At 67.0% G+C, this 22,833-nt stretch carries 23 protein-coding genes; 9 read left to right on the top strand and 14 right to left on the bottom strand.

Annotated elements, in window-relative coordinates; translation table 11 throughout:
* Positions 1–191 precede the first annotated feature (191 nt).
* The 9 genes from H9L09_RS01310 to H9L09_RS01270 form a co-directional block, all read right to left on the bottom strand.
* Entirely contained in the window at positions 192–404 is a 213-nt protein-coding gene (locus H9L09_RS01310) for a Flp family type IVb pilin (protein ID WP_187579006.1), read from the bottom strand.
* Positions 405–588: 184 nt separating this feature from the next.
* On the bottom strand, positions 589–1,227 hold the full coding sequence (locus H9L09_RS01305; RefSeq protein WP_187579005.1) for a response regulator transcription factor: 639 nt from the start codon (positions 1,225–1,227) through the stop codon (positions 589–591).
* A 25-nt stretch (positions 1,228–1,252) separates the two neighbouring features.
* Positions 1,253–2,812 (bottom strand): sensor histidine kinase, encoded by a 1,560-nt coding sequence (locus H9L09_RS01300; RefSeq protein WP_187579004.1) that lies wholly within the window; start codon positions 2,810–2,812, stop codon positions 1,253–1,255.
* The gene (locus H9L09_RS01295; RefSeq protein ID WP_187579003.1) at positions 2,809–3,759 is read right to left on the bottom strand and encodes a type II secretion system F family protein; all 951 of its coding nucleotides are present in this window, start codon (positions 3,757–3,759) and stop codon (positions 2,809–2,811) included. The genes H9L09_RS01300 and H9L09_RS01295 overlap by 4 nt, the downstream gene beginning before the upstream one ends.
* 1 nt (position 3,760) lies before the next feature.
* Positions 3,761–5,728 carry a type II secretion system F family protein gene (locus H9L09_RS01290; protein ID WP_187579002.1) on the bottom strand — a complete coding sequence of 656 codons (1,968 nt, stop codon included), beginning with the start codon at positions 5,726–5,728 and terminating at the stop codon, positions 3,761–3,763.
* Positions 5,729–5,731: 3 nt separating this feature from the next.
* The gene (locus H9L09_RS01285) at positions 5,732–7,126 is read right to left on the bottom strand and encodes a TadA family conjugal transfer-associated ATPase (protein WP_187579001.1); all 1,395 of its coding nucleotides are present in this window, start codon (positions 7,124–7,126) and stop codon (positions 5,732–5,734) included.
* 2 nt (positions 7,127–7,128) lie between these two features.
* On the bottom strand, positions 7,129–8,325 hold the full coding sequence (locus tag H9L09_RS01280) for a CpaE/TadZ family protein (protein ID WP_187579000.1): 1,197 nt from the start codon (positions 8,323–8,325) through the stop codon (positions 7,129–7,131).
* Positions 8,326–8,329: 4 nt separating this feature from the next.
* Positions 8,330–9,031 (bottom strand): Flp pilus assembly protein CpaB, encoded by a 702-nt coding sequence (gene cpaB / locus H9L09_RS01275; protein ID WP_187578999.1) that lies wholly within the window; start codon positions 9,029–9,031, stop codon positions 8,330–8,332.
* Positions 9,032–9,229: 198 nt separating this feature from the next.
* Positions 9,230–11,023: an AMP-dependent synthetase/ligase gene (locus H9L09_RS01270; RefSeq protein ID WP_246456194.1), complete on the bottom strand. Its 1,794-nt coding sequence runs from the start codon at positions 11,021–11,023 to the stop codon at positions 9,230–9,232.
* A 142-nt stretch (positions 11,024–11,165) separates the two neighbouring features.
* On the opposite strand from H9L09_RS01270, the gene H9L09_RS01265 reads away from it, so the two are divergent.
* Genes H9L09_RS01265 through H9L09_RS01250 form a run of 5 tightly spaced genes read left to right on the top strand, consistent with a single transcriptional unit; the run spans position 11,166 to position 14,112 of the window.
* Positions 11,166–11,603 carry an SRPBCC family protein gene (locus H9L09_RS01265; RefSeq protein WP_187578998.1) on the top strand — a complete coding sequence of 146 codons (438 nt, stop codon included), beginning with the start codon at positions 11,166–11,168 and terminating at the stop codon, positions 11,601–11,603.
* 4 nt (positions 11,604–11,607) lie between these two features.
* The gene (locus H9L09_RS22365) at positions 11,608–11,910 is read left to right on the top strand and encodes an ArsA-related P-loop ATPase (protein WP_281390801.1); all 303 of its coding nucleotides are present in this window, start codon (positions 11,608–11,610) and stop codon (positions 11,908–11,910) included.
* A complete protein-coding gene (locus H9L09_RS22360; protein ID WP_281390800.1) occupies positions 11,805–12,779 on the top strand; it encodes an ArsA family ATPase in 975 nt (324 codons plus the stop codon). The genes H9L09_RS22365 and H9L09_RS22360 overlap by 106 nt, the downstream gene beginning before the upstream one ends.
* The gene (locus H9L09_RS01255; protein ID WP_187578997.1) at positions 12,776–13,168 is read left to right on the top strand and encodes a hypothetical protein; all 393 of its coding nucleotides are present in this window, start codon (positions 12,776–12,778) and stop codon (positions 13,166–13,168) included. Before H9L09_RS22360 ends, H9L09_RS01255 begins: the two co-directional genes overlap by 4 nt.
* Positions 13,168–14,112, top strand: coding sequence for an ROK family glucokinase (locus H9L09_RS01250; protein WP_187578996.1), 945 nt, complete (start codon positions 13,168–13,170; stop codon positions 14,110–14,112). The genes H9L09_RS01255 and H9L09_RS01250 overlap by 1 nt, the downstream gene beginning before the upstream one ends.
* A gap of 5 nt (positions 14,113–14,117) precedes the next feature.
* Here the strand turns inward: H9L09_RS01250 and H9L09_RS01245 are convergent, their stop codons facing one another.
* Positions 14,118–16,052, bottom strand: coding sequence for a TadE/TadG family type IV pilus assembly protein (locus H9L09_RS01245; RefSeq protein WP_187578995.1), 1,935 nt, complete (start codon positions 16,050–16,052; stop codon positions 14,118–14,120).
* Positions 16,052–16,555 carry a TadE/TadG family type IV pilus assembly protein gene (locus tag H9L09_RS01240; RefSeq protein ID WP_187578994.1) on the bottom strand — a complete coding sequence of 168 codons (504 nt, stop codon included), beginning with the start codon at positions 16,553–16,555 and terminating at the stop codon, positions 16,052–16,054. The genes H9L09_RS01245 and H9L09_RS01240 overlap by 1 nt, the downstream gene beginning before the upstream one ends.
* A gap of 288 nt (positions 16,556–16,843) precedes the next feature.
* On the opposite strand from H9L09_RS01240, the gene H9L09_RS01235 reads away from it, so the two are divergent.
* The 3 genes from H9L09_RS01235 (at position 16,844) to H9L09_RS01225 (ending at position 19,369) form a co-directional block, all read left to right on the top strand.
* Entirely contained in the window at positions 16,844–17,449 is a 606-nt protein-coding gene (locus tag H9L09_RS01235) for an endonuclease/exonuclease/phosphatase family protein (protein ID WP_246456193.1), read from the top strand.
* A gap of 127 nt (positions 17,450–17,576) precedes the next feature.
* A complete protein-coding gene (locus H9L09_RS01230) occupies positions 17,577–18,086 on the top strand; it encodes a TadE/TadG family type IV pilus assembly protein (RefSeq protein ID WP_187578992.1) in 510 nt (169 codons plus the stop codon).
* The gene (locus H9L09_RS01225) at positions 18,074–19,369 is read left to right on the top strand and encodes a pilus assembly protein TadG-related protein (protein WP_187578991.1); all 1,296 of its coding nucleotides are present in this window, start codon (positions 18,074–18,076) and stop codon (positions 19,367–19,369) included. Before H9L09_RS01230 ends, H9L09_RS01225 begins: the two co-directional genes overlap by 13 nt.
* A 40-nt stretch (positions 19,370–19,409) precedes the next feature.
* Here the strand turns inward: H9L09_RS01225 and H9L09_RS01220 are convergent, their stop codons facing one another.
* From H9L09_RS01220 to H9L09_RS01210, 3 genes are read right to left on the bottom strand one after another with little or no spacing between them, the layout of a single operon-like run.
* Positions 19,410–20,654, bottom strand: coding sequence for an ornithine cyclodeaminase, nickel-pincer nucleotide-dependent (locus tag H9L09_RS01220; protein WP_187578990.1), 1,245 nt, complete (start codon positions 20,652–20,654; stop codon positions 19,410–19,412).
* Positions 20,655–20,713: 59 nt separating this feature from the next.
* Positions 20,714–21,205, bottom strand: coding sequence for a hypothetical protein (locus H9L09_RS01215; protein WP_187578989.1), 492 nt, complete (start codon positions 21,203–21,205; stop codon positions 20,714–20,716).
* The gene (locus tag H9L09_RS01210; protein ID WP_246456191.1) at positions 21,202–21,972 is read right to left on the bottom strand and encodes an alpha/beta hydrolase; all 771 of its coding nucleotides are present in this window, start codon (positions 21,970–21,972) and stop codon (positions 21,202–21,204) included. The genes H9L09_RS01215 and H9L09_RS01210 overlap by 4 nt, the downstream gene beginning before the upstream one ends.
* 125 nt (positions 21,973–22,097) lie before the next feature.
* Between H9L09_RS01210 and H9L09_RS01205 the strand changes: the two genes are divergently transcribed.
* The gene (locus tag H9L09_RS01205; protein WP_187578988.1) at positions 22,098–22,832 is read left to right on the top strand and encodes a lysophospholipid acyltransferase family protein; all 735 of its coding nucleotides are present in this window, start codon (positions 22,098–22,100) and stop codon (positions 22,830–22,832) included.
* Position 22,833 lies beyond the last annotated feature (1 nt).

Raw genomic sequence — 22,833 nt, 5'->3', positions numbered from 1 at the left:
TAAACCTTCCAAGTGAAAAGAGCACCATCACTAGGACAGCAGCGATCGCCGCCACGAGGAAGCTGTACTCGACTGCAGATGCGCCGCGGTCATCCCAGCGGGTGATGCGTCTTGGCATATTCGCCTCCTTCAAAATGCAAAAGGCTGGGTGACGACGGTCGCCGTCACCCAGCCCTTTACCAGCCGATGGATCAGGAGGGGCAGCTGGCAGGCGTGGTGGAGTAGCTGCCTGACTGCAGGCCGCTGCAGGTGTCCTTGAAGCCCTGCTTGACGAACTTGCCGATCGCGAACACGATCAGGACGATGATGGCCGCGATCGCTGCAACCAGCAAGCCGTACTCAACGGCCGAGGCGCCCTTCTCGTTGTCGCGGCGGTGAACGAGGCGCTGCATGTACTGAAGCATGGTGGTATCTCCCAGAGTTGTTCGGCGGAACCCGCAGGTGGATCCCTGACACACCAAGAATGATGGAGGATCAACCGCCACAACATCGGTGAAACGGCTGAACTGGGGACACAAAAGGACGATCCGGAACTAGCACTTGATAGCCCGTGTGGGCCATCTATTGCACTTGTGCGGACACCAGTCCTCACTTGTCCGACAGGAGACCGGCACGGATCGCGTTCATGATCGCCTGGGCGCGATTCGCCGCTCCGAGCTTTTCGTAGATCTTGGAGATGTGGGTCTTCGCTGTTGACTCGCTGACGAACAGCTGACGGGCGATCGCCGCCACGCCCAGGCCTTCAGCGAGCAGCTTGAGCACTTCTGACTCGCGCGGCGAGAGCTGCGGGCCTGAGGGACTCATGCGGCGTCGCATTGCGTCCGCAAGGCTCGCGGCCGTGAAAGAACGAGGAGACACTATGGCGTGGCGTGCTGCGGCCACCACGTCGTCTGAGGGCACGTCTTTCGCCACGAAGGCCGAGGCGCCCGCGTCGAGCGCTTCGAAGAGCTGCTCGTCCCCGGCATACATGGTCAGCACCACGATGCCGATCGAGGAATTGCCCTTGCGTACGGCGCGCACCAGATCCAGACCGGTGCCGTCCGGTAGCCGCACGTCGGTCACCACCACCGCGGGGGCGAGTTGCGCCACCAGATCAATGCCTGCTGCGACGCTGGCAGCTTCGCCGACGACACAGAAGTCGGGATGCCGCTCGAAGGCACGGGCCAGACCCTGGCGAATCAGGTCATGATCGTCGACGAGCACTACGGTGTGGGCCGGCGCGTTCACGTGGACCTCCTGAAGGGATCGGATGTCAGGCCAGGGTGTGCTCGTCGACGCCCACCCTAACCGTGACAACGGTGCCTTCAGCACCGTCAGCGCCGTTGACCGTTGCGATGTCAAGATCAGCGCCGATCCGGTCGGAGCGTTCTCGCATGATCGTCATCCCATAGGAGTCGTCTCGAGGATCGCCAAGTCCCCGGCCGTCGTCTTTGACGGCGATGCGGGCGAAGGGAGGATGGATGCGGCAGTCGACCCACAGGTTAGTCGCGCCGGAGTGCTTGCGGGCGTTGGTGATGGCTTCTTGCGCAATGCGGAGGAGCTCGGCTTCGACTTCGCTGCGCAGACGGGTCGGCGCTACGTCGAGTGTCAAATGCACCGTCAGTCCCGAACGAGCGCCGACCTCGCGCACGTAGTCCGACAGCGTTGAACCCAGACCGGCTGATACGTCGCTGCGCAAATCGAAAATCGAAAGCCGCAGCTCGCTGACCACGCGGGTGAGCTCCGAACGCAGTGAAGCCAACTTGCGACGTTGCCCCTCTGAGGAAGCGCTCGCGGCGAGGTCATCGACTACGTAACCGAGGGAGGCGATCTCCTGGGCGATGCCGTCATGGATCTCCCGAGCGAGCCGGTGCCTTTCCTCGAGCGTCGCTATGGATCGGATCTCGTCGAACGCCAGCGCGGTCTCGATCCGCAGCGCGTACTCGTCGACCTCGCGCATGAGGGCGGTGAAGACTGCGGAACTGGGTGCCTCGCCCGCGTTGACGATGACTACGCCTATCATCCGCACACCGACGCGGAGCGGCAGCACCACGCGCTGCCGGCGATTGACGGCGCCGGAGGCCTGGACCTCGCACAACGGCTCCATCTCAGCCCAGCAGCGCTCCAACAACTGCCCATCCGGTGAAAGCGCTTCGCGTGCGCCGGCGCCCCGATAGCCGAGCGGCGCGAGCACACCACCCTCGGTTCTGACGAAGACGGCGGAGTGCGTGTCGTCGAGGTGTGAATGCACAGCAGACAGCAACTGCGTCGACATCGTCACAGTGTCGAGACCTGAGGACAGACGTCTTGCGACGGTGCGCAGCTGGGAGAGCAGTCGCCGAGCTGACTCGTAGGAGGCGTCCGGTTCCACGCCACCTGAAGACCTGAGCGCACGAAGTCGAGCACTGACCAACCCGACTCCTAGGGTGGTGAAGAGCCAAGGGCCGACGATCTCCGTCAGAGTGTCTATCTGCGTGCTCTGACCAGAGACCAGCACGACCAGGACGAGTGCCAGAACTTCGATGCTGACAGTCGTCAAGACAGGCCAGACGCCCAGCATGGCGCCGGCGACAAGCGCCGGCACCACGAGGTACGGCAGCAGCAAGACACCCTGCGGCAGGGCCATCCCGACGATGAGCGCCGACACAGCAGCTTCGGCACCCACGACCCAACGCGCAGGCAGACGGTCGGAAAGATCAGCCGCCACTGCCAAGCCAGCAACCACAGCAAGCATCAAGGTGCCTTGGAGGGCGACAGAGTCCAGCAGCGCGAGGCTCAGCCCTAGGACAGCAGCGACGCAGAAGACACGAGGAGCAATCCCGAGGCGATTCACGGCCCGAGCGTGCCCGAGAAGGCTTCGTAAATCCCGATCGCGGCGGGTCCTAGAACCGCGATGAACAGGCAGGGCAGGATGCAGAAGATCAGCGGAATGAGGATTTTTACCGCCACCTTCTGTGCCTGCTCTTCAGCGCGCTGTCGACGCTTGGTGCGGATCTCGCGAGACTGCACGCGCAGCACCTGAGCGACAGGGATGCCGAGTGCGTCGGCCTGCACCATCGCTGACACGAAGCCCTTGAGCTCGGGGACGTGGGTGCGATCACCCAGTGCGCGGAGCGCGGCGCCACGGCCGAGGCCGATCTGCATCTCCTGCAGCACTCGCGCGAACTCGTCTGACAGAGGCCCTTCGGTGTTGCGGGCGACCTGGGAGATTGCGGCGTCGAAACCCAGTCCGGACTCGACCGAGATGGTGAGGAGGTCCAGCGCGTCTGGCATGCCCTTCTGGATCTTCTGCGTGCGGTCGTACCCCTTCTGGTACAGGTAGAGGTTGGGTGCCAGATAACCGAGCACTGCCGCAATGACACAGAAAGCCAGCATGGGAGCGAAGCCAAAGCCGAATAGCAAAGCAACGATCATGCTGATGATGAGCGCCACCGCGAAGCCAACGAACTTCAACGAGATGACGCGGTCAATCGACCACCCCGGTGGGTTGCCCGCGACCTCGAGCTTGGTCCGGATGCGCTCGCCATGGTCGGACGGCGTGAGCTTCTTACCGAGAGCCAGCGTTCGGTCGAGCAGCGGCGCTACCACCCGATCGTTGAAGGACGGCTCAAGTTCCTTGCGCATCTCTGGCGGCGCCGCCGAGAACGCCTCGAGGACGGCCAAGGACTTGCTCACACCGCGGGCCTCATTGTCGAAAACCCCGACCGCAGTCAGGGAGAGCATGATCGCGAGAAAGATGCCGACCAGGCCGGCGATCATGAGGATCGATGACGGGGTCATGTCACACATCCACCTTCACGAGCTTCTTCATCCAAAGGATGCCAACGGTCAGCAGGACCCCCATGACACCCAACAGGATGTAGCCGATCATCGTGCTGATCAGGGGATGCAGATAATCCGGATTCGAGACCAGCAGGTAGGCCATGAACCCCGGAGGCAGGCCACCCAGGATCCACACGGAGAGCCGTCCCTCCGCGGAGAGTGCCAAGACCTGACGTTCCAAGTACTCGCGCTCGCGGATGGTAGCGGCGACGTTGTTGAGAAGCTCGGCGAGGTTTCCGCCGACTTCACGCTGGATCCGGATCGCCATCACCACCCACTCGAAGTCCTTGCTCTCCATGCGGTCTGCAATGCCGGCCAGGGCATCCTCGATCTCGACCCCCAACCGGGACTCGACGATCGCCCGGCGGAACTCTCCCGAGATCGGGTCGGAGCCCTCTCGGACCACCGTGTCCACGGACTGGGCGAGGGACAGCCCCGCCGAGAGGCTGCCGGACATCAGCTGCAGCGTGTCGGCGAGCTGAGCCTTGAAGCGCTTGGTACGCCGGCCGGTCTTGAACGACAGGTACGCCCAAGGAACCAGCAAACCCACGAAGATGCCACCGAGCATGACGAAGACGTTTCCGGAGCTGAGCAGGAGTGCAGCAACGCCGACCACGAAGGCGATGGCGGCATGCGCCAGCAGCCACTCCGCCGGCTTGAGGGAGAGACCCGCTGCCTCGAGTTTCTGCCCGAGAGCCTCTTCGAGGCCTCCGCTGGATCCGAGTGCCTTCTCCGCAACCCCTACTGCCTGGGCGGTCACTCCCTGAGGTGTGGCGGGCACGGACTTGGCCCTCCGACGCGCTCCCCGCTGAGTGTAGGCAGCGACCCGATCCTCCACCGACTCCCGCTTTCTGCCGCGGAAGGCGCCCAACACCGTGAGCAGGAGAAGGAGCACGGCGAGCGAGGCGCCCACCAGGCCCGCCAGCATCGCGTCGTGGGAGATGATGACCCGAGGAGCCTGCACGGGCACGAGAGCCGTCGGTTTCGCCTTCACCGGTCCGGGCGCCTTCTTGGCGGAGACGGTCACGAAGGCGCTGTCGGTGTAGGTCTCGCCATCTGCCTCGACCGAGATCTCGAGGGTGCCTTCGTTGTCGGTGTTCCCGGGTGGCGGAGCGACGCTGATCAACAGCTGCTTGGCGAGCGACTTGGCCTCGTCCGCGAAGACGGCGGCCAGAGCGGTCGGGTCTTCAGCGCTTATGACCGTGCCGCTGCCCGCGTCGGAGAGTTGTTGCAGCAGCGCGGTGTCGTCGGCTGACTGTGCGAGGGCGACGACGTCGACCTTGATCCCGGCGGTCTTGATGGCTGACGTGACCTGCTGGATCGGAGTGGTCGACGTGTCCTTGCCGTCCGACAGCACCAGAATGCTCCTGGAACCCTCGAGACCCGCCGTCGACACGGCCTCGAGGATGCCGTCGTAGAGGCGGGTCTGGCGAGACAGCGTCAGCCCGTCGAGCACCGTCCTGGACGTGGCCCGGTCGAGTGACGGCTCCTGCGCCACGGTGACGTCGCCGGCGAACGTCACGATCCCCACGTAGAGATCCTCCGGGGCTGAGCCGAGGAAGACCTTCGCGGCGTTCTGCGCCTCTTCGAACTTGTTGTTCTGACGCATGCTCTGACTGACGTCGATGGCCAGGATCGCAGTGCGCCGGACGGCAGTCTGGGCATCGGATGCGAGCTCAGCATCAGCGGTCAGCGGCTTGCCGTCGAGAGTCACCGTCAGTGAGCTGAGGTCAGGTGCGGCTTCTGCATCTGAACCAGTGAGTGAGTAGAGCACCTGGAATGAGTCGCTGCCAGGTTCGACGTGGTCGATGCTGCCTTGTGCGGCCATCGCCGGCACGGTCAATACGATCGGCAGGAGCCCGAGAACGGCCAGCGCACGAGCTGCTCGACGGCGTGCCGCGGGGGGACGCCTCTTCTGCGTCTTCACCGGTCAGATCCCGTCCATGGCGAAGAGCATCGGGTCGACCTTCACGTTCTGCTGAGTGAGCTTGTCGAGGAATTTGGGCCGAAGACCCGTCGCACGCAGCCGTCCGAGGCTCTTGCCGTTCTCGTCGAAGCCCATGGAGTGGTCGTAGACGAAGATGTCCTGGAGCGTGATGATGTCGCCCTCCATCCGCTCCACCTCGGTCACGTGGGTGATCCGACGTGAACCGTCGCGCAAACGGCTCTGGTGCACGATCACGTCGACGGCTGACGCCACCTGCTCGCGGATGGCACGGATGGGAAGGTCCATGCCGGCCATCAGCACCATGGTCTCGATGCGGGACAGAGTGTCGCGAGGGCCGTTGGAGTGGACGCTGCAGATGGAGCCGTCGTGACCGGTGTTCATCGCTTGGAGCATGTCGAGTGCGGCGGAGTCCCGGACCTCACCGACGACGATGCGGTCGGGACGCATGCGCAGCGAGTTCTTCACCAGGTCTCGGATATCGACAGCACCCTTGCCCTCGATGTTGGCGGGCCGCGACTCCAGCCGCAGCACGTGGTCCTGGTGCAGCTGGAGCTCGGCCGCGTCCTCGATGGTGACGATGCGTTCGTCGGAGGGGATGAAGGAGGACAACACGTTCAATGTCGTCGTTTTTCCGGCGCCGGTGCTGCCGGAGATGATGATGTTGAGGTGTCCCTTGACGCACGCAGCCAGGAACTCCGCTGTCCGCTGGGAGTAGGTGCCGAAGGCGACCAAGTCGTCCGAGGTATAGGGGTCGGCAGAGAACTTACGGATCGTCAGCAGGGACCCGTCGATCGCCAGCGGGGGGATGACCGCGTTTACGCGGCTACCGTCGGGGAGCCGGGCATCCACCATGGGACTCGACTCGTCGACGCGGCGACCGATGCGGGAGACGATTTTGTCGATGGTGCGACGGAGGTGGGCCTCATCAGTGAAACGCCCGTCGACCTTGTGCAGCTTGCCCGACCGCTCGATCCAGATGCTGTCGGGCCCGTTGACCATGACCTCGGTGAGGTCTGGGTCGCGCAAGAACGGCTCGATCGGGCCGTAGCCGAGGATGTCGTCGGCGATCTCCTGCGCGATGCGGGTCCGGTCTGCCGGGGTGAGGAGGACGTCCTCGTCCTGCATCGCGTCCTGGAGAGCACTGCGGACCATCCGCTCGAGTTCCGACTGGGTCAGGTCGGCGTCGTACAGCTTGGGTCCGAGCTGCTGGAGCAGGCGGTTGTGCACCGCCGCCTTCAGCTCGCGAAAGTCATCCTCCGCGGTGCTCGTTTTCGCCGAGGGACGCTCGCCCTTGGTCGGGATCGCGTCGACCGCGGTTCCATTGGACGTCACCCGGTCGCGAGAAGCGGCGGCGAGACGGTCGGCCAGGCTGCTCATGACTACCTGCTGTTCCTTCGAAGGAGGCCACGGCGGGGCGCGGCGACTCTGGACTTGGGGGCGGGAGTGGCCGCGGCTTTGGGCTCTGCGGCGGTGGAGATGGCCCGCGCCAAAGTGGTGACGGCGACGCTCACCGGATGCTTGGGGAGCGCGCTGGTGATGGGTTCACCGGAGTTGGTGGCATTGGCCACCTGGGCCGAGGTCGGGATAGAGGCCTCGATCTTCATGGAAAGCGTGCTTTCCACCTCGTCCGCTGAGAGGCCGACCTTGTCGTCCGCCCGATTCAGGATCAGCCGGCGCCGCGACTTGGGGAAATTGAGAAGGTCCAGGGTCTCCACGGCAATCTTGACGTTCTTGAGCGTCGGGACGTCGAGGGTGGTGACGAGGAGCAGCGTGTCCGTCTCGTCGAACGCCTGCAGCACGAACTCGTCGAAGGTTGGGGCGGTGTCCACGATGACGAAGTCGAAGCTGTTCTTGAGGATCGACAGGATGCGCCCCACCAATGACGGGGGGATGGAGTCCTTAGCGTCCGGCTGCACCGGGGCGACCAGCGCCGTGATGCCGGTGTTGTGCGGTGTCAGCAGGGGCTCCAGAACGTCGAAGTCGAGACCGCTCTCGAAGTGCACGGCGTCCGCCATGGTGCGTGCAGGGATGAGCTGAAGGGTGATCGCGACGTCCCCGAAGCTGAGATCGAGGTCCACGACGCAGACGCGCTTGGCTCCCTTCTCTGCAAGGGCTATCCCCAGGTTCACCGCCAACGTCGTCTTGCCGACGCCACCCTTGGGCGAGAACACGGTCACGACCTGCCCGCTGGCTCCTCCGCTGGCGTTCTCGAGAGGACCGTTCAGGGCCTGCCACACCTGACGGGCCCGGCTCACGGCCGAGCCCAGCCCCGTGAGGTCGCGCTCCTCAACCACCTCGCGCATCCCTGACCGAAGTGCCTCAGCAAGAACGCTGGTGTCCACACGGCGACGGATCAGAATCACGCTGATGGTGGGCCGGGTGACGCGGAGCATGTCGGCCAGGGCCGCCGCTGCCTCCAGATCCACTCCGGGGCCGAGCACGATCGCGAACTCGTCGGAAACCGAGCTCAATGACTTCTTGAGCTCGTCGAGCGTCGGCACCACCAGGGAGTGGGCGCCCGTCACGGTGGTGAAGAGCTCGGCGTTCCCTGCGTTGCTTTCAACGATGATGGGCATCAGATCACCGGAAGAGGTTGTCGGAGGTGACGCCCGGACCAGGCTTCACCTTGGACTTGTCGTTGAGGTAGCCGAACGTCAGCGCTCCGGTGGTCGAAGCGAGCATGATCCGCTCCGCCTCGTCCTGCTCCACGGCGAGTGTGAAGAGCGTCTTGGGCAGCTGCTCCGTCGTCTGTGCGCCGGCAGGGTTCGTTGTGGTCGTCGAGATCACAGTCGTTGCACCGATGGCCACCACCTGCACCGACGGCAGCAGCAGTCGAACTCCTTGCTGGCCGCCACCAATGTCACCATTGAGGAAGATGGCGACGTCGTCACCGGGGGAGACGAAGCCGGCGACCCGGCCGGTGTCGGACAGGGTGACCGAGATGGCGATCTTGCCGTCGGGGACTGTCAACAGGTCCTGCTGCCCGGGCGTGCCGAACTTCGCACTGATGATCTGCTCTTTGGGGTAGATCGGAGAGAGCGCGGTCAGGGTGCCCAGACCGTCGATGGTGTTGACAGCCCCCGGCAGCACATCCTTGGAGGGGACCTCGCCCAGCTCGAGCTTTCCGGCGGCCTGGGCGGCCTCGAGAGTCTCTCCGGGGTTGATCTGAGCCACCGCCTGCAGCACCTGAACCGGGGCGGCAGATGCAAGCGCCCGGTTGTCTGCGCTGCGGACATAGAGGAACACCATGGTGCTCCCCAGGGCAGCGACCAATGCCGCCACGATGAGGAGGATCGTTCTGCGTCCCATTCCCTGACCTGTCTACTCGGGCCGTCTGTCGCGGTCATGTCGTGCTGACAGCTGCGACCGCGGAAGCGGGGCCTGTTCTGACCCGTAGTAAAGAGTTGTACAAACCCTCGTCCCGCGTCCCGGAAATCGGGGAAATAGCACCTCATGTCTCACTGGCCCCGTCTGGGGGGTTCACGAGGTGAAGAGGCGCTCGATCTCTCGGTGCTGGCGACGGGCGACGATGTCGCGGCGCAGCTTGAGGCTGGCGGTCAGCTCGCCACCTGCCTCGGTCCAGTCACGCTCGAGCACTTGGAAGGCTCGGATCGACTCCGCCGGCGATGCGCTCTCGTTGACGGCGTCGACCGCGGACTGCAGCTCGGCCCGCAGCGCGTCGTCGCCAGGCAGCTGACGCACCGCCAGGTGATGTTCCTCCGCCCAGGCGGCAGCGGCCTCTCTGTCCAAGGTGATCAGGGCGGCGAGGTAGGGCCGCCCGTCGCCGACCACCATCGCCTGGCTCACCAGCGAGTGCGCGCGAAGCCGGTCCTCGAGCGGTTCCGGCGAGATCACCTTGCCGCTCGCTGTCACCAGGATCTCCTGCTTGCGGCCGGTGACTCGTACGAAACCCTCATCGTCGATCTCGCCGACGTCACCGGTCCGGAACCAGCCATCGGGGTCGAGAACCTCAGCGGTGCCGTCTGGGTCCTCCCAGTAGCCGCTCATCACCTGCGGACCGCGCACCATCAGCTCACCGTCGGAGGCGACACGAACGGTCGTCCCCGGCAACGGCTGGCCGACCGAGCCGATCTTGATCGTCGCCGGTGAGGTCAGTGTCGCGGCGGCTGTGGTCTCGGTCAGCCCGTAACCCTCGAGCACCGGAATGCCGATCCCTCGGTAGAGATGGGCGAGACGGTCCCCCAGGGGGGCTCCACCGCTGATGCCGTATTGGCAGCTGCCGCCGAGGGTCTCGCGCAGGGACGGGTACACCAGCCGTTCGAAGAGCAGGTGGCGGGCTCGAAGGACGGGACCGACCCGACCGTTGTCCAACGCCCGGCTGAAGGCGATCGCCGTCGCCGACGCCTGCTGGAAGCGGCGCCCGTGACCGTCGGCGGCGGCGTGCTGGGCGGCGGAGTTGTAGAGCTGCTCGAAGACCCGGGGCACTGCGAGCAGGAACGTCGGCCGAAAGTGCGGAAGCTCCCGAGCGAGCTCGCCGAGACCATTGCGGTGGCCGAGCGTGACCTGTGCACCGACCGCCGCAACCTGCACCACCCGCGCGAAGATGTGGGGGAGCGGGAGGAAGAGCAGCGTCGACGCCTGGTCGGTGAAGACATCGGCCAACACCTGTCGAGTGCTCGCCGCCTCGGCCAGGAAGTTGCCGTGGGTCAGCCTGCAGCCGCGCGGCGCGCCGGTCGTTCCAGACGTGTAGACGATGGAGGCCAGCGAGTCGTGCGTGGCGTCCCGCCGCCTGGCTTCCAGCTCCGCGGCGTCAACCGTTTCCCCCGACTGCTCGAGGGCTTCCAGGCCGTCGTTCGCCAGGCACCACAGCCGCTCGAGACTCGCAACGTCCCCGCGGATCTCCGAGAAGAGGGCGTGCTGCTGCTCGGTCTCCACCATCGCCGCGGAACAACCGGAGTCGGAGAGGATGCTGCGCACCTGCTCGGCGGAGGCATTGGCATAGATCGGCACGGAGACTGCGCCGACCCACCACACGGCGTAGTCGATCACGGTCCACTCGAACCGGGTGGAGCACATCAGCGCGACCCGGTCCCCCGGGCGGACACCTTGAGCGAGAAGGCCGGCCGCGACGCGGCGTACGCGCTCGGCGAACTGTCGCGAGGTCACCCCGGTCCACTCATCGACGTCGCGAACCCGGAAGGCCACCTTGTCGGGCCGCCGCTCCGCATGCTGGACCACCGCGTCGGTGAGGTTGCGCAGATCGATGTCGCTGACGTCACCGCGGACGAGGTCGGGGGTGGAGTACTCGCGCACCCGACCTCCTTCCTGACGCCCAGCTGACCGGGTCGACGGTATCGCGTTCGAGTCGTGCAGGAGGACTCTCACCCACCTCTGCCGGTGGCCGCTGATCGGATACGCTCACAGTCCAGGGCACGGAGAGCGAGACGGACCATCCATGGCTGAACAGACCACCTCCAGCATCACCATCGCGGCCACTCCGCCGCTGATCATGGCCGTCATCAGTGACTTCGACGCTTACCCGCAGTGGGCCCAGGGCGTCAAGATCGCCCAGGTGGTGAAGGGTGACGTGCCGCGGCCGGAGCGGGTGCATTTCGAGCTCGACGCCAGCCCGATCAAAGACTCCTACACACTGGAGTACGACTGGCGCGGCGACGAGTCGGTCTACTGGAGGCTTGTCGAAGGCAAGATGCTCAAGGCGATGGACGGGGCCTACGAGCTCGCGGAGGCCGTCGGCGGCCTCACAGAGGTGACCTATCGTCTCGCAGTCGACATCTCGATTCCGATGATCGGCATGCTCAAGCGCAAGGCGGAGAAGGTCATCATCGACACAGCGCTGAAGGGGCTCAAGAAGCGCGTCGAGTCGCTCGGCTGACATTTTGCGCATCCTCCTGTTCACCGGCAAGGGCGGTGTCGGCAAGACGACCACTGCGGCGGGGACGGCGGCCCTGGCTGCTGGAGCCGGTCTGCGCACGCTGGTGCTCTCGACGGATGCTGCGCATTCTCTGGCCGACGCGTTCGCGGTCCCGATCGGCGCGGAGCCGACGCAGCTCTCCGAGAACCTGTTCGTGCAGCGGTGGACGCCCAGGCACGGTTCGAGCGCTCCTGGGCCGATATCCAGGGCTACCTGCTCCGGGTGCTCGATGCCGCCGGAGTCGACCCGATCACGGCCGAGGAGCTGACTGTCATCCCGGGCGCCGAGGAGGTGCTCGCGCTGCTGGAGCTGCGCGCCCAGGTCCGCTTCGGTACGTGGGACGTGGTGGTCGTCGACTGCGCGCCCACCGCGGAGACGCTGCGGCTGCTGGCGCTGCCGGAGGCGCTCGGGTGGTACATGGATCGTGTCCTGCCGGCGGAGCGACGCTTCGTCAAGGCGCTGCGGCCGGTGCTCACGCGGGCGGCCGGCGTCCCGATGCCGCACGACTCGGTCTTCGACGCCGTCGAGCGATTGCACGCCGACCTAGCCGAGGTCCAGGACATGCTGAGCGGTCCGGAGGCCAGCGTGCGTCTCGTGCTGACTCCGGAGAGCGTGGTGGTAGCCGAGGCCCGCAGGAGCTTCACCACCCTGTCCCTCTACGGCTACCGCGTCGACGGCGTGGTCGCGAACCGGGTCTTTCCAGACGATGGCGCCGACCCGTGGCGGGCCCAGTGGGTCGCAGCCCAGTCAGCGGTCATGAACGAGGTGGAGGAGTCCTTCGCCGGGCTGCCGCTCTGGCGGTCGGCCTACCACCCGGGTGAGCCGGTCGGGATGACGGCGCTGCACGATTTCGCCGAGGCGGCGTACGGCGGCGGGGACCCCCTTCAGCTCCCTACCGGCAGCGGCCCCATGACCATCCGTCGAACCCGGGCGGGCACGATCCTGCGCCTCGCACTACCGTTCGTCTCTCAGTCAGACATCAACCTGGCCAGACATGGAGACGAGCTCGTGGTGACCGTTGGTTCCTACCGCCGGATGCTGGCCCTGCCCACTGCCTTGAGACGGCTCGACGTCAGCGGAGCCCGGGTCGCCTCCGGCGCGCTCGAGATCCGTTTTCGAGCCGAGGACTCGAGATGAGCGGCCCCGACGATTCCGACCAGCAGCCGGTCGGCAGCCTCGTCGAGGAAGCCGCCAAGCTCCTGGGCGCGCTCGGGGGGTTCGGTCAGGCCTGCGATGGGGACGCCACAGAGGCAGAAGGGGCCCGGTCGCCGTGGGTTGACTTTTCCGAGCACCTGGCCACCGGTGGCCGCGAGTGCACCTACTGTCCCCTGTGTCGCGTGATAGGTGCGGTGCGTGGCACCAGCCCCGAGGTGAAGCAGCATCTGGCCACGGCGGCCTCCGGCCTGTTGCAGGCCGCGAACAGCCTGCTCGAAGCGGCGACCGCGCACCAGGGCACCAACCGGAGCGCCGAGGAGCCCGTGGAGAAGATCGACGTCGACGAGGACGTTGACTGGGAGGACAACTGATGGGTCTGACCGTGGGGGTCGACGTGGGCGGCACCAAGATCGCCGCTGGCGTGGTGGACGACAGCGGCGTCATCCTGGCGCGGGCGCGACGGGAGTCGCCGGCCTCGGACACCGAGGCCATCGAGGAGTGCATCGCCGAGCTCGTCGCCGAGCTGCGCGCCGAGCACGAGATCGAGGCCGTGGGGGTGGGCGCCGCTGGTTTCGTCGATGGAGCCAGGTCGACAGTCCTCTTCGCGCCGAACCTCGCCTGGCGCGACGAGCCCCTCAAGGCCGACCTCGAACGCCGTATCGGGCTTCCGGTCGTCATCGAGAACGACGCCAACGCCGCGGCCTGGGGCGAGTTCGCCTACGGGGCCGGCGCCGATGTCGACGACCTGCTGCTGGTCACCGTCGGCACGGGCGTGGGGGGAGGGCTGGTCCTGGACGGCCGGCTGCACCGGGGCGCCTTCGGTGTGGCCGCCGAGATCGGCCATTTCCGGGTTGTGCCGGGGGGCCGGGTCTGTGGATGCGGGAACCGCGGCTGCTGGGAGCAGTACGCCAGTGGGTCTGCGCTGGTCCGCGACGCCAAGGAGCAGGCCCGGGAGGGCTCGCTCATGGCCCAGGACCTGGTAGACCGGGCCGGCGGGGACATCGACGCGATCACCGGGCCGCTGATCACCAATGCTGCGAAGGATGGGGACGTCTTCTCGATCGAGCGGTTGGCAACGCTCGGCCAGTGGCTGGGGGAGGGCATCGCATCACTCGCCGCGATCCTCGATCCGGCCGCCGTGGTGATCGGCGGTGGCGTCTCCGAGGCCGGCGAGTTGCTGCTCGACCCGATCCGGGCGCACTTCGGGTCCAACCTCACCGGTCGCAAGTACCGACCCTCCCTCGAGATCCGTCCGGCCACGCTCGGCAACCGTGCCGGCATGATCGGCGCGGCAGACCTCGCCAGGAATCCCTGAGCGCGTCACCTCACGAGGACGTAGTCCCCGAAGTAGTTCACCAGCACGGCGTCGTTTGCGTCCGGCGCCATGTCCAGCACGCCACCACCCGATGCCTGAAGCTTGCGGACGACGTACTGCGAGTTCGTGACGATTTGGGTGCCCGTTCCGCCGATCTTGAAAGGGTTGGCGTTCGGCAGCATGAAGATCCCTTGGAGTGTCATGTTGCCGTTACCGCCGATATTGCTGGGAAGCGAGGTTTCGGTCCACATGGCGAGGTCTTCGAAGTTGTCCCAGTCGGTTTGGTTGGCGGGCAGACCCGGTTTCGCGTTGGGCGCGCTCCAATCCTGGGCTCCACCGTTGATGTTCAGGTAGCCGTTGCGTGAGTTGTCGCTGGGCGGGGGCGCCGGGTCTTGGTATGTAGGCATCGCTGTGGTGTTGCCCAGGGTGATCACGCTGGTGTGACAAAGGCGGAGAACCGAGTTGGTGACGCTCTGATTCACGAAGCCGCTACCGACGACGAGCTCCGCACGACCTGACGTGGCGGAGTCCGTGAGGGCGCACGACGACTGGCCGCCGTCGTGTACGGCGAGCGTGCCGCCGATATCGAGCCCCTTGTCGTTCTGAGCGCTGGTGCCGGGACCCTTCACGTAGAGCTGGGTGACGTTCGGCATCCGCAAGATCTCGCCGCTCTTCACCGTCAGCGAGCCATTGACGATCATCGACGTGCCGTTGAACGTGCTGGTAGCGAACACAGCGCCGCCTGGGCAGTTGATATACACCTTGTCCAGTGTGTAGGTCGGCTGGATGCCGCTGCCGCCGCAGTTGGGGGGCGTGATCCACTGATATCCGAGTCCCTGTGCGGTGGCCTGGTCCCACGAGAACATCGGCCACACGGAAGCGGCTTTGCTGGTCACCGTGGACAGATAACGCGAGTCCACGGGAGCGCGCGTGACGAGCGGCCGGCCTTCGGGGAGGCTCCCCGGAGCGCCCTCGGCCTGCACTGCAAGGGGCGGGTCATAGGCTTTGGCCGGGTTGCCGCCCGCGCCCGGCAGGAGGGCCCGGATCCCGATGACGCCCGCTGCGCCTCCGGTCGCCGCCCGGAAGGCCTTGATGGTGCCACTGCCACCGACGATCTGGTTGCTGTTGCACCCACCCGCGTTCCCCGGGGTGGTCCCGAGGCTGTCCGAATGGATGAGGCCAGGCCGGTCTCCGGCTCCGTGCACGAACAACCGCGTGGTGTTGCCGTCGGTGTTGATGGCCGAGCAGTCGAGCTGCTCGAGGATCAGCAGGGCGACCGGCGCCTTTCCGTTCTGGCCCAGGACCACGCGTCCGACGGAACGAATGCGGGTGGTGACGTCTCCGCTGGTCGCGAGGCTTCCTAGGCCGGGTTTGCGCTTTTGCGTGACGATCACCGCGAGGTTGTCACAGCCGCCCGCGCTTGCGGTGCCGCGGTCGTTGGACAGCGTCGTGTACAACTCCTCGGGGAAGGCGGTGCTGTCACCCACGTCGTAGCCGGCCCGCACCTCGATCAGCAGTCGTGGACTGGCCGCGGCTCCGACCGTGCCTCTGTAAACGGCCCACGAGGACGCCGTGCTTGGCGTGCACGCGGTATTGAGGAGCGCGGTGTCCGTGCAGGGGGCAGACACAGGGGCTCCGGCTCCGGTCTGCCACGAGTCGGTAATCGAGTAGGCCGAGTATTCCGCCTTGAGGTAGCTGACTGCCGTGCACACCCCCGCCCACGGCTTGGTGTTGCGGTAGTCAGCTCCCATGGACCGCGCGCCAGCTAGTGCGGCGGAGTCCGCCTGTGCCTTGTTGGTCTGCCGGTCGACGCGAGCCAGACCGAAGTCGAGCACCATGGCGGTCGCGATCAGCAGCATAGTCAAACAGACGGCCACAAGAATGGCCACGGCTCCTGCTTCGTCACGGTCATGGCCGCGACGGACATGGTCCCGCTTCATCAACAGCTTCTTTCGTACCGGGCAATCGAGTCGCGGCGGACAGTGGGATTCATGTTGATCAGGAGCGCATTGATTCGGATCTGCCGCAACGCCCACACCGTGACGACACAAGCGTTCGGATCGACGCTCGGCGGCGTCGGGGCGCTCCCGCCGGCAACGTTCTGCGATCCGACCACGCAGGCGGGGGAGCTCAGGACCTGGGTCGGAACGGCAGCGACGGAGGTGCTGTTTTTCCAGACCTGGGTGCACACCGTCGCCTGACCGGCTGATGTGTCGACCAGCATGGCCGCAGTGCGACTGTTGACGTCCGCTGCCCAGTTCGTCCACTGAAGATCTGTGTAGGGCGGGGCGGTCGAGGCAGGAATGCTCGTGGCGCCGAACCGGGAACCTTCCCGGACGGCGTTAGCGACGCTGATCGCCTGTGCGAACCCGATGCCGGCCGTGACGATTCCCAGGAGCAGCATCGCGAGCAGGGGAAGCACAAGGGCGAACTCGACTGCCACGGCGCCCGACTGGCGGTGCGCTCGGTAGCCGCGTCCTCGCATTGCGAGCGCACGTCTGAGCATCGTGTCCCCTAGCTGTTAGTTCCCCAGGGAAGACGATAGGCGCGGCATCCAGGCACCGTTGCGTAATAGGCTCATATGGCCCGATTGGGTAGTGGGCCAACCGTTCGGACAAAGCGAACGCACGGTGGTCTTCAATAGTCGGGGAGTGAGAAATTGCCGTCCTTGCGGGTCGCGACGTACAACGTTTGGCTGGGTGGGCGCCGGGGCGCCGCCCTCGACGAGGTAATGCGGAACCTCGACGTAGACGTGATGCTGGTTAACGAGGCGCCGAAGAACCCGGTTGTGTGGAAGCGGCGTTGCGTGGCCTGCGCAGACCGGTGGGGCCTACGTATGGTCACCGGCGGCCGCCCGGCTGGCTCAAACCTGATCCTGACCGCCCCGAGCGTCGTGGTGGAGTCGGCCGCGTCGAAACGCGTGAGACAGCCGCTGTTCCAGCCTCGACGGGGGATCGCTTGGGCACAGCTGCGGACCGGCGGACGGCTGTTCGGCGTCGTCAGCTGCCACCTCAGCCTGGATCCACGCCGACGGCTCCACGAGGCAACGCAGGTGCTAGCGGCGGCCCAGCGACTGCGTGGACCGGTGATCATCGGGGGCGACCTGAATGAGCCGCCCAGCGGTCCCGCCTGGCAGCGGCTGCGCGCGGGCGGTTTCGTGGATCACGGGGACCGGTCGTGGCTCACCTTCCCGGCCGACGAGCCGACGAAGCGGATCGATGCTCTGCTCGTCCGCGGCGCCGCCCAGGTGATCCACCATGGCCACCCCGGCGTGAGTCCGGCCCTGTTGGCGCGCGGCAGCGATCACCGGCCGGTCGTCCTCGAGGTCGAGCTCTGATCAACGCAAAGGTGGATCATTCTGGCTAGTCATTACGGGCCATCTTGCCGCTCGGCCGTTCAGTCAGGACGTGCAGATGCCGTTACTCCTTTTAAGGGGCCTATGTCCTACTTCGAGGAGGCACGGCGTGCGCTGGACAGATCGACGTCGCGAGCGCGGCGCGGCCGCGCTCGAGTTCGGCCTCATCTCGCCGCTCCTCTTCGCCGTGCTCTTCGGCACGATCACCTACGGGTTGTGGCTCAACGACTCCATGAACCTCCGACAAGGACTGCGCGAGGCGTCTCGGCAGGGCGTGGTGGCGAACTACGGCGCCGTCAGCTCCTGCGCGACCACCTACTCGATCGCGCCGTCTGCCAACGTCAAGAACCTGGTGTGCACGACCAAGAGCGAGGTGGCGGCCTACACCGGCAAGACCTACGTCAAGGTCCTGCTGCCCGACGGGTGGGTGCGCGGCAAGGAGCTGGTGGTCTGCGGGATGATCAAGGCTGACCGGCTTCCCGGCCTCGTGCCGCTGCCCAACGACCGCATCATCCGGTTCGCCTCCCGGATGTCGATCGAGACCGCCACCCCCGGCCAGGTCGAGACCGGAGGTGAGGAGGTCCCGCCGTCCGGTGTCTCGTGGTCATGGTGCACGTGAGTCGGCTGGGAGCACGCCGGCGCGACGAGCAGGGCGCGGTCGTGCTGATGGTCGCGGCGATGACACTGCTGCTCTTCGGGATCGCCGCGCTGGTGGTGGACCTCGGTCAGGCCAGAGTCGTGCGCCGCGAGGCACAGGCTGCCTCGGACTCCTCCGCTCTCGCCGGCGCCAACGCGCTCTACCTCGGCGGAACCGCCACCCCCGACATCACCGGCGCAGTAGGCGCGGCCAAGTCCTACGCAGCGAAGAACTACCGGGTCACCGAAGCCGACTGGTCAGGCTGCGTCGACCCCAGCCCGCTGCCCTACCAGCCCACCACGACCTCCTGCATCTCCCTCGACAACCCCACAGCGCCGTCCAAGATGCGGGTGCTGGCGCCGGTCAAGACGGTGCACCTCGCCTTCGCGCCGCTGCTCGGCACGAACAGCGTCGGCATCTCCGCGGTGGCGGAGGCTTCGATGCGGCTCGGCGGAGTCGCCGACTGCGGGTTGTGCATCGTCGGCGAGGGATACCACGACTTTCAGAACGGCGACGCCTACATCTCCGGGGGTGACGTGTCGATCAACGGCAGCGTCAACATCCAGAACAACGGCCTGGTCGCCACCGACGGCATCATCAGTGTGGAAGGCACCGCCTCCGGCCCGCTCGACGGCTACAGCCCGGACCCGATCACCGGGCAGGAGCCGATCCCGGACCCGCTCGGCAGCTACCCGTTGCCGGCGTCTCCCTTCGGGGGGCTGACGCTGAAGAGCAACCCGTGCGTCGACGGACCCGGAATCTACGGCGGCTACAACTTCCCGAACGGGACCTGCACCCTGTTGCCCGGGCTCTACGTGATCACCGGCGAGTGGGACTTCTCCGGCACGTCGGCGCTCGACGCGACGTCCGGGGTCACGCTGTTCTTCACCTGCGGCACCGTCGGCGCGGTGACGCCCTGCGGCGCCCCGGGCCAGGACGGCGGCTGGCTGGACGGCGCCGGCAACGGCAACATCCAGATCACCGCGCCGGCCAGCGGTCCGACCAAGGGGCTCGCGATCGCCTACGACCGGCTGAACACCAGCGACCTGCAGCTCAGCGGGGAGGGCACCTCGCTCTACATCGGAACCATCTACGCCTACTCCGCCAAGATGCGCTACGACGGCAACGGCTGCACCAAGACGAGCCAGGCGCTGATCGTGGTGCACACGCTGGAGTTCAATGGCAACCCGGCCTGTCTGAAGTCGAACTACACGCTGAACACCAACGTGTACGTCCCCCCGGACCAGCTGCACCTGTCCCGGTAGCGAGGGCGACCTGCCACCCAGACAGCCCGAGACGGGCGGGTCAGTCGCGGCGGATCCGGTAGTCCGGCACCAGCTCCATCGCGAGCTGCTCGAGGAACAGCCCGACGTCGGTGACGATGCCCTTGGCCTGGGAGGAGCCGCGATCGGCGAGCTTGGTGACGGTGGCCGGGTTGATGTCGACGCAGACCAGCGGGATCGAGGCCGGGAGGATGTTCCCGGTCGCCACCGAGTGCAGCATCGTCGCCACCATCACGCAGAAGCCGACGCCCGGCAGCGCGGCCCGCATCGCCCGCTGACCCTCGATCACGTCGGTGTAGACGTCGGGCAGCGGCCCGTCGTCGCGCACCGAGCCGACCAGCACGAACTCCTTGTCGTGAGTCACCAGCGCGTGCATGATGCCGCCGGTCAGCACCCCCTGCTCGACCGCGTGCCGGATCGAGCCGGCCTTGCGGATCGTGTTCAGCGCCCGGATGTGGTGCTCGTGGCCGTGCTCGACGCCGCGGCCCTGGGCCAGGTCGACGCCGAGCGAGGTGCCGTAGAGCGAGGACTCGATGTCGTGGGTGGCGAGCGCGTTGCCGGCGAAGAGCACGTCGACGAACCCGGCGTGCACCAGTGCCATCATCGCCGGGGCCGCGCCGGTGTGCACGACGCCGGGGCCGCCGACCCACAGCACTTTCTTGCCGGCCTCCTTCGCCTCGCGCATACCGTCGGCGACCTGCCGGACAAGCACCGCCTGCGGCTTCTCGCTCGAGACGTCGGACTCCATGAAGCCGAAGCCGCCCTCGATCTTCTCGTTCAGCGGGGCGGTGACCCGGACCCCGGAGGCGCTGCAGACCACCTTCATGCCGGCCTTCACGTCCGCCATCGGCAGCGTGTAGACGCGGAGCGCGTCACCGGAGTCGTCGACGATGAGCCCGCAGTCCATCTCCGGGTTGTCCACCGCCACCCAGCGGCCGTCGATGCGGACCTTGGTCTCGAGGTTGGTGGTGGAGTAGAAGCCGTCGGGGAAGACGCCGTCCATGTCGGCAGTCTCGGTCTCGGCCCGGCCCGGGTCGACCATGTTGACGCCGCGGGTCTGCAGCCGCATCAGCAGCCGCTGGAGGGCCTCGTCGTCGTCGGTCGAGACGGTGATGAACGCGTGCGAGACATCGGTGGACTCGCGGCCGACGTCGATCTTGTCGATGACCCAGTCGCCGCCGTACTCCCGGATGTCGTCGAGGACCCGGGAGAGCACACCGGTGTCCATCAGGTGACCGGCGATCTCGACGTTCTCGGTGACCGACACTGGAGCTCCTTCGCGCGCGAGGCGGGGCGGCGCAGACACGCGACCCTCGAAGGAGATGGTTACACAACCGCCCCGTCGTCGCCCGACCAGTCGTCGCGGCGCTTGCGCGACATCGTCGCGACCAGGTAGACGAAACCGCCGACGAAGCCGAGCACCAGCATCCCGCCCAGCCAGGTGGGGTAGCGGTAGTCGAAGATCACGCCGATCAGCATCAGCAGCGGCGCCCCGAACAAGCCCGCCCAGGCGAGCCGGCGGCGCGGCTCCACCTCCGGCAGCGGCGGCGGGGGCGGCGGCACGAAGTGCCCCTCGTCGTCCCAGGAGGCGGTGGTGTTCAGCTCGGTGCTCGAGGCCTCGAGCTGGGCGTCGAGGTAGCTGCGGTCGAAGACGCTGCGCCGGGGGGCCGGCGTGGGCTCCTCGGCCTCGGGGAGTTCGGCGCGGTCGCCGTAGTTGGCGATGATCTCGCGCCAGACGGCGTCGTCGTCGAGGGCGGGCTCCGCCTCGGAGGCGCCGGTCGGCTCCTCGGGCGGGCGGTCCTCGGGTGGGTGCGTCATGGTCCCGTCACTCGTCGTACGAACTGCACCGACTCCTCGAAGATCATGTCGGCGTCATGGTCGAGCGTAGCCACGTGGTAGCTGTTCTCAAGGATCCGCTCGGTGACGTCGCGCGAGGAGACCCGGCTGACGATGATCCGCCCCGACGACGGGTCGACGACGTGGTCCTCGGCGGAGCGGAACAGCAGCAGCGGCGCGGTCACCTTGGGCAGCTCCTCACGGACCCGCCTCCAGGTGCTCATCATCGAGTGGGCCGCCTTCAGCGGGGTGCGGGTGTAGCCGTGCTCGTCCATTCCGGGCTTCTTGATGTCGTTGATGATCCCGGGGAAGGAGGCCACCACGTGCTTGAGCACCGGCAGCGCGAGCACGTCCTTGCGGACCGTGTTGACCGCCGGGTTCACCAGCACCACGCCGGCGACGTCGCGGGGTCGGGCCGCGGCCAGCGCCAGCACCAGGCCGCCGCCCATCGACAGCCCGCCGACGACTACCTGGTCGCAGTCGGCGAGCAGCTTGTCGAAGGAGCGCTCGACCTCGGCGTACCAGTCGGCCCACTCGGTGCGGTTCAGCTCCTGCCAGGTGGTCCCGTGCCCCGGCAGCCGCGGGACCGCGACGCCGTAGCCGAGGGCGGCGAGGTGCCGGCCCCACGGGACCATCGAGGCGGGGGAGCCGGTGAACCCGTGGCTGAGCAGCACCCCGACCCGCTGACCGTCGGGCTCACGCGGCGTGGGCTCGGCGAAGAACGGTTCGGCGTGGGACGCGAGCGGCACGGTGGGACTCCTGGGCGTGACGGCCGCCGGAGGCAGCCGCCTGATCGGGACGACGCCTGAATCGTCGCACGCGGGCGGGCGGCGGGCTAGGGTTTCCGCGGACGGGGAAGACGGAGGAGACGCGGGTGTTCTACTGGCTGCTGAAGTGGGTCCTGGTGGGCCCGCTGCTCAAGCTCGTCTTCCGACCGCGCACCGAGGGGGCGGAGAACGTGCCGTTGGAGGGGCCGGCGATCCTGGCCAGCAACCACCTCTCCTACGCCGACTGGCTGTTCATGCCGCTGACGCTGCCGCGCCGGGTGACGTTCGTGGCGAAGGCGGAGTACTTCACCACCCCGGGCCTCAAGGGCTGGTTCCAGAAGAAGTTCTTCTCCGGCGCCGGGCAGGTGCCGATCGACCGCTCCGGCGCCGACGCCGCCGAGGGGGCGCTGACCTCGGCGATGAAGATCCTCGGCCGCGGCGAGCTGTTCGGTATCTACCCCGAGGGCACCCGCTCCCACGACGGCAAGCTCTACCGCGGCCGCACCGGGGTGGCGCGGCTGGCGCTGGAGAGCAAGGTGCCGGTGATCCCGGTGGCCGTGATCGGCACCGACGTGGTCGCCCCGCCGGGCCGGAAGTTCGGCGCCGTCACCCGGCCGCTGGTCCGCTTCGGCAAGCCGCTGGACTTCTCGCGCTACGAGGGGCTGGAGAACGACCGGTTCATCCTGCGCTCGATCACCGACGAGATCATGTACGAGATCATGCGGCTCGGCGGCCAGGAGTACGTCGACCTCTACGCCACCCAGGCCAAGGCGCTCGACAAGGAGGCCAAGCGGGCCGACGGCACCGACGGCACCGACGGCACCGCGCTCAAAGCCTCCTGAG

This window comes from Nocardioides mesophilus, assembly GCF_014395785.1.
In the GTDB taxonomy this organism is placed as follows: domain Bacteria; phylum Actinomycetota; class Actinomycetes; order Propionibacteriales; family Nocardioidaceae; genus Nocardioides_B; species Nocardioides_B mesophilus.
This window is presented reverse-complemented; position numbering and strand designations above follow the sequence as displayed.

Bases quoted from the DNA above. Each gene is read 5' to 3' on its own strand.
- H9L09_RS01280 (WP_187579000.1), bottom strand. From the start codon at position 8,325: ATGCCCATCATCGTTGAAAGCAACGCAGGGAACGCCGAGCTCTTCACC.
- H9L09_RS01250 (WP_187578996.1), top strand. From the start codon at position 13,168: ATGGGTCTGACCGTGGGGGTCGACGTGGGCGGCACCAAGATCGCCGCT.
- H9L09_RS01245 (WP_187578995.1), bottom strand. From the start codon at position 16,052: ATGAAGCGGGACCATGTCCGTCGCGGCCATGACCGTGACGAAGCAGGA.
- H9L09_RS01215 (WP_187578989.1), bottom strand. From the start codon at position 21,205: ATGACGCACCCACCCGAGGACCGCCCGCCCGAGGAGCCGACCGGCGCC.
- H9L09_RS01285 (WP_187579001.1), bottom strand. From the start codon at position 7,126: ATGAGCAGCCTGGCCGACCGTCTCGCCGCCGCTTCTCGCGACCGGGTG.
- H9L09_RS01295 (WP_187579003.1), bottom strand. From the start codon at position 3,759: ATGACCCCGTCATCGATCCTCATGATCGCCGGCCTGGTCGGCATCTTT.
- H9L09_RS01265 (WP_187578998.1), top strand. From the start codon at position 11,166: ATGGCTGAACAGACCACCTCCAGCATCACCATCGCGGCCACTCCGCCG.
- H9L09_RS01235 (WP_246456193.1), top strand. From the start codon at position 16,844: ATGCGGAACCTCGACGTAGACGTGATGCTGGTTAACGAGGCGCCGAAG.
- H9L09_RS01255 (WP_187578997.1), top strand. From the start codon at position 12,776: ATGAGCGGCCCCGACGATTCCGACCAGCAGCCGGTCGGCAGCCTCGTC.
- H9L09_RS01225 (WP_187578991.1), top strand. From the start codon at position 18,074: ATGGTGCACGTGAGTCGGCTGGGAGCACGCCGGCGCGACGAGCAGGGC.
- H9L09_RS01310 (WP_187579006.1), bottom strand. From the start codon at position 404: ATGCTTCAGTACATGCAGCGCCTCGTTCACCGCCGCGACAACGAGAAG.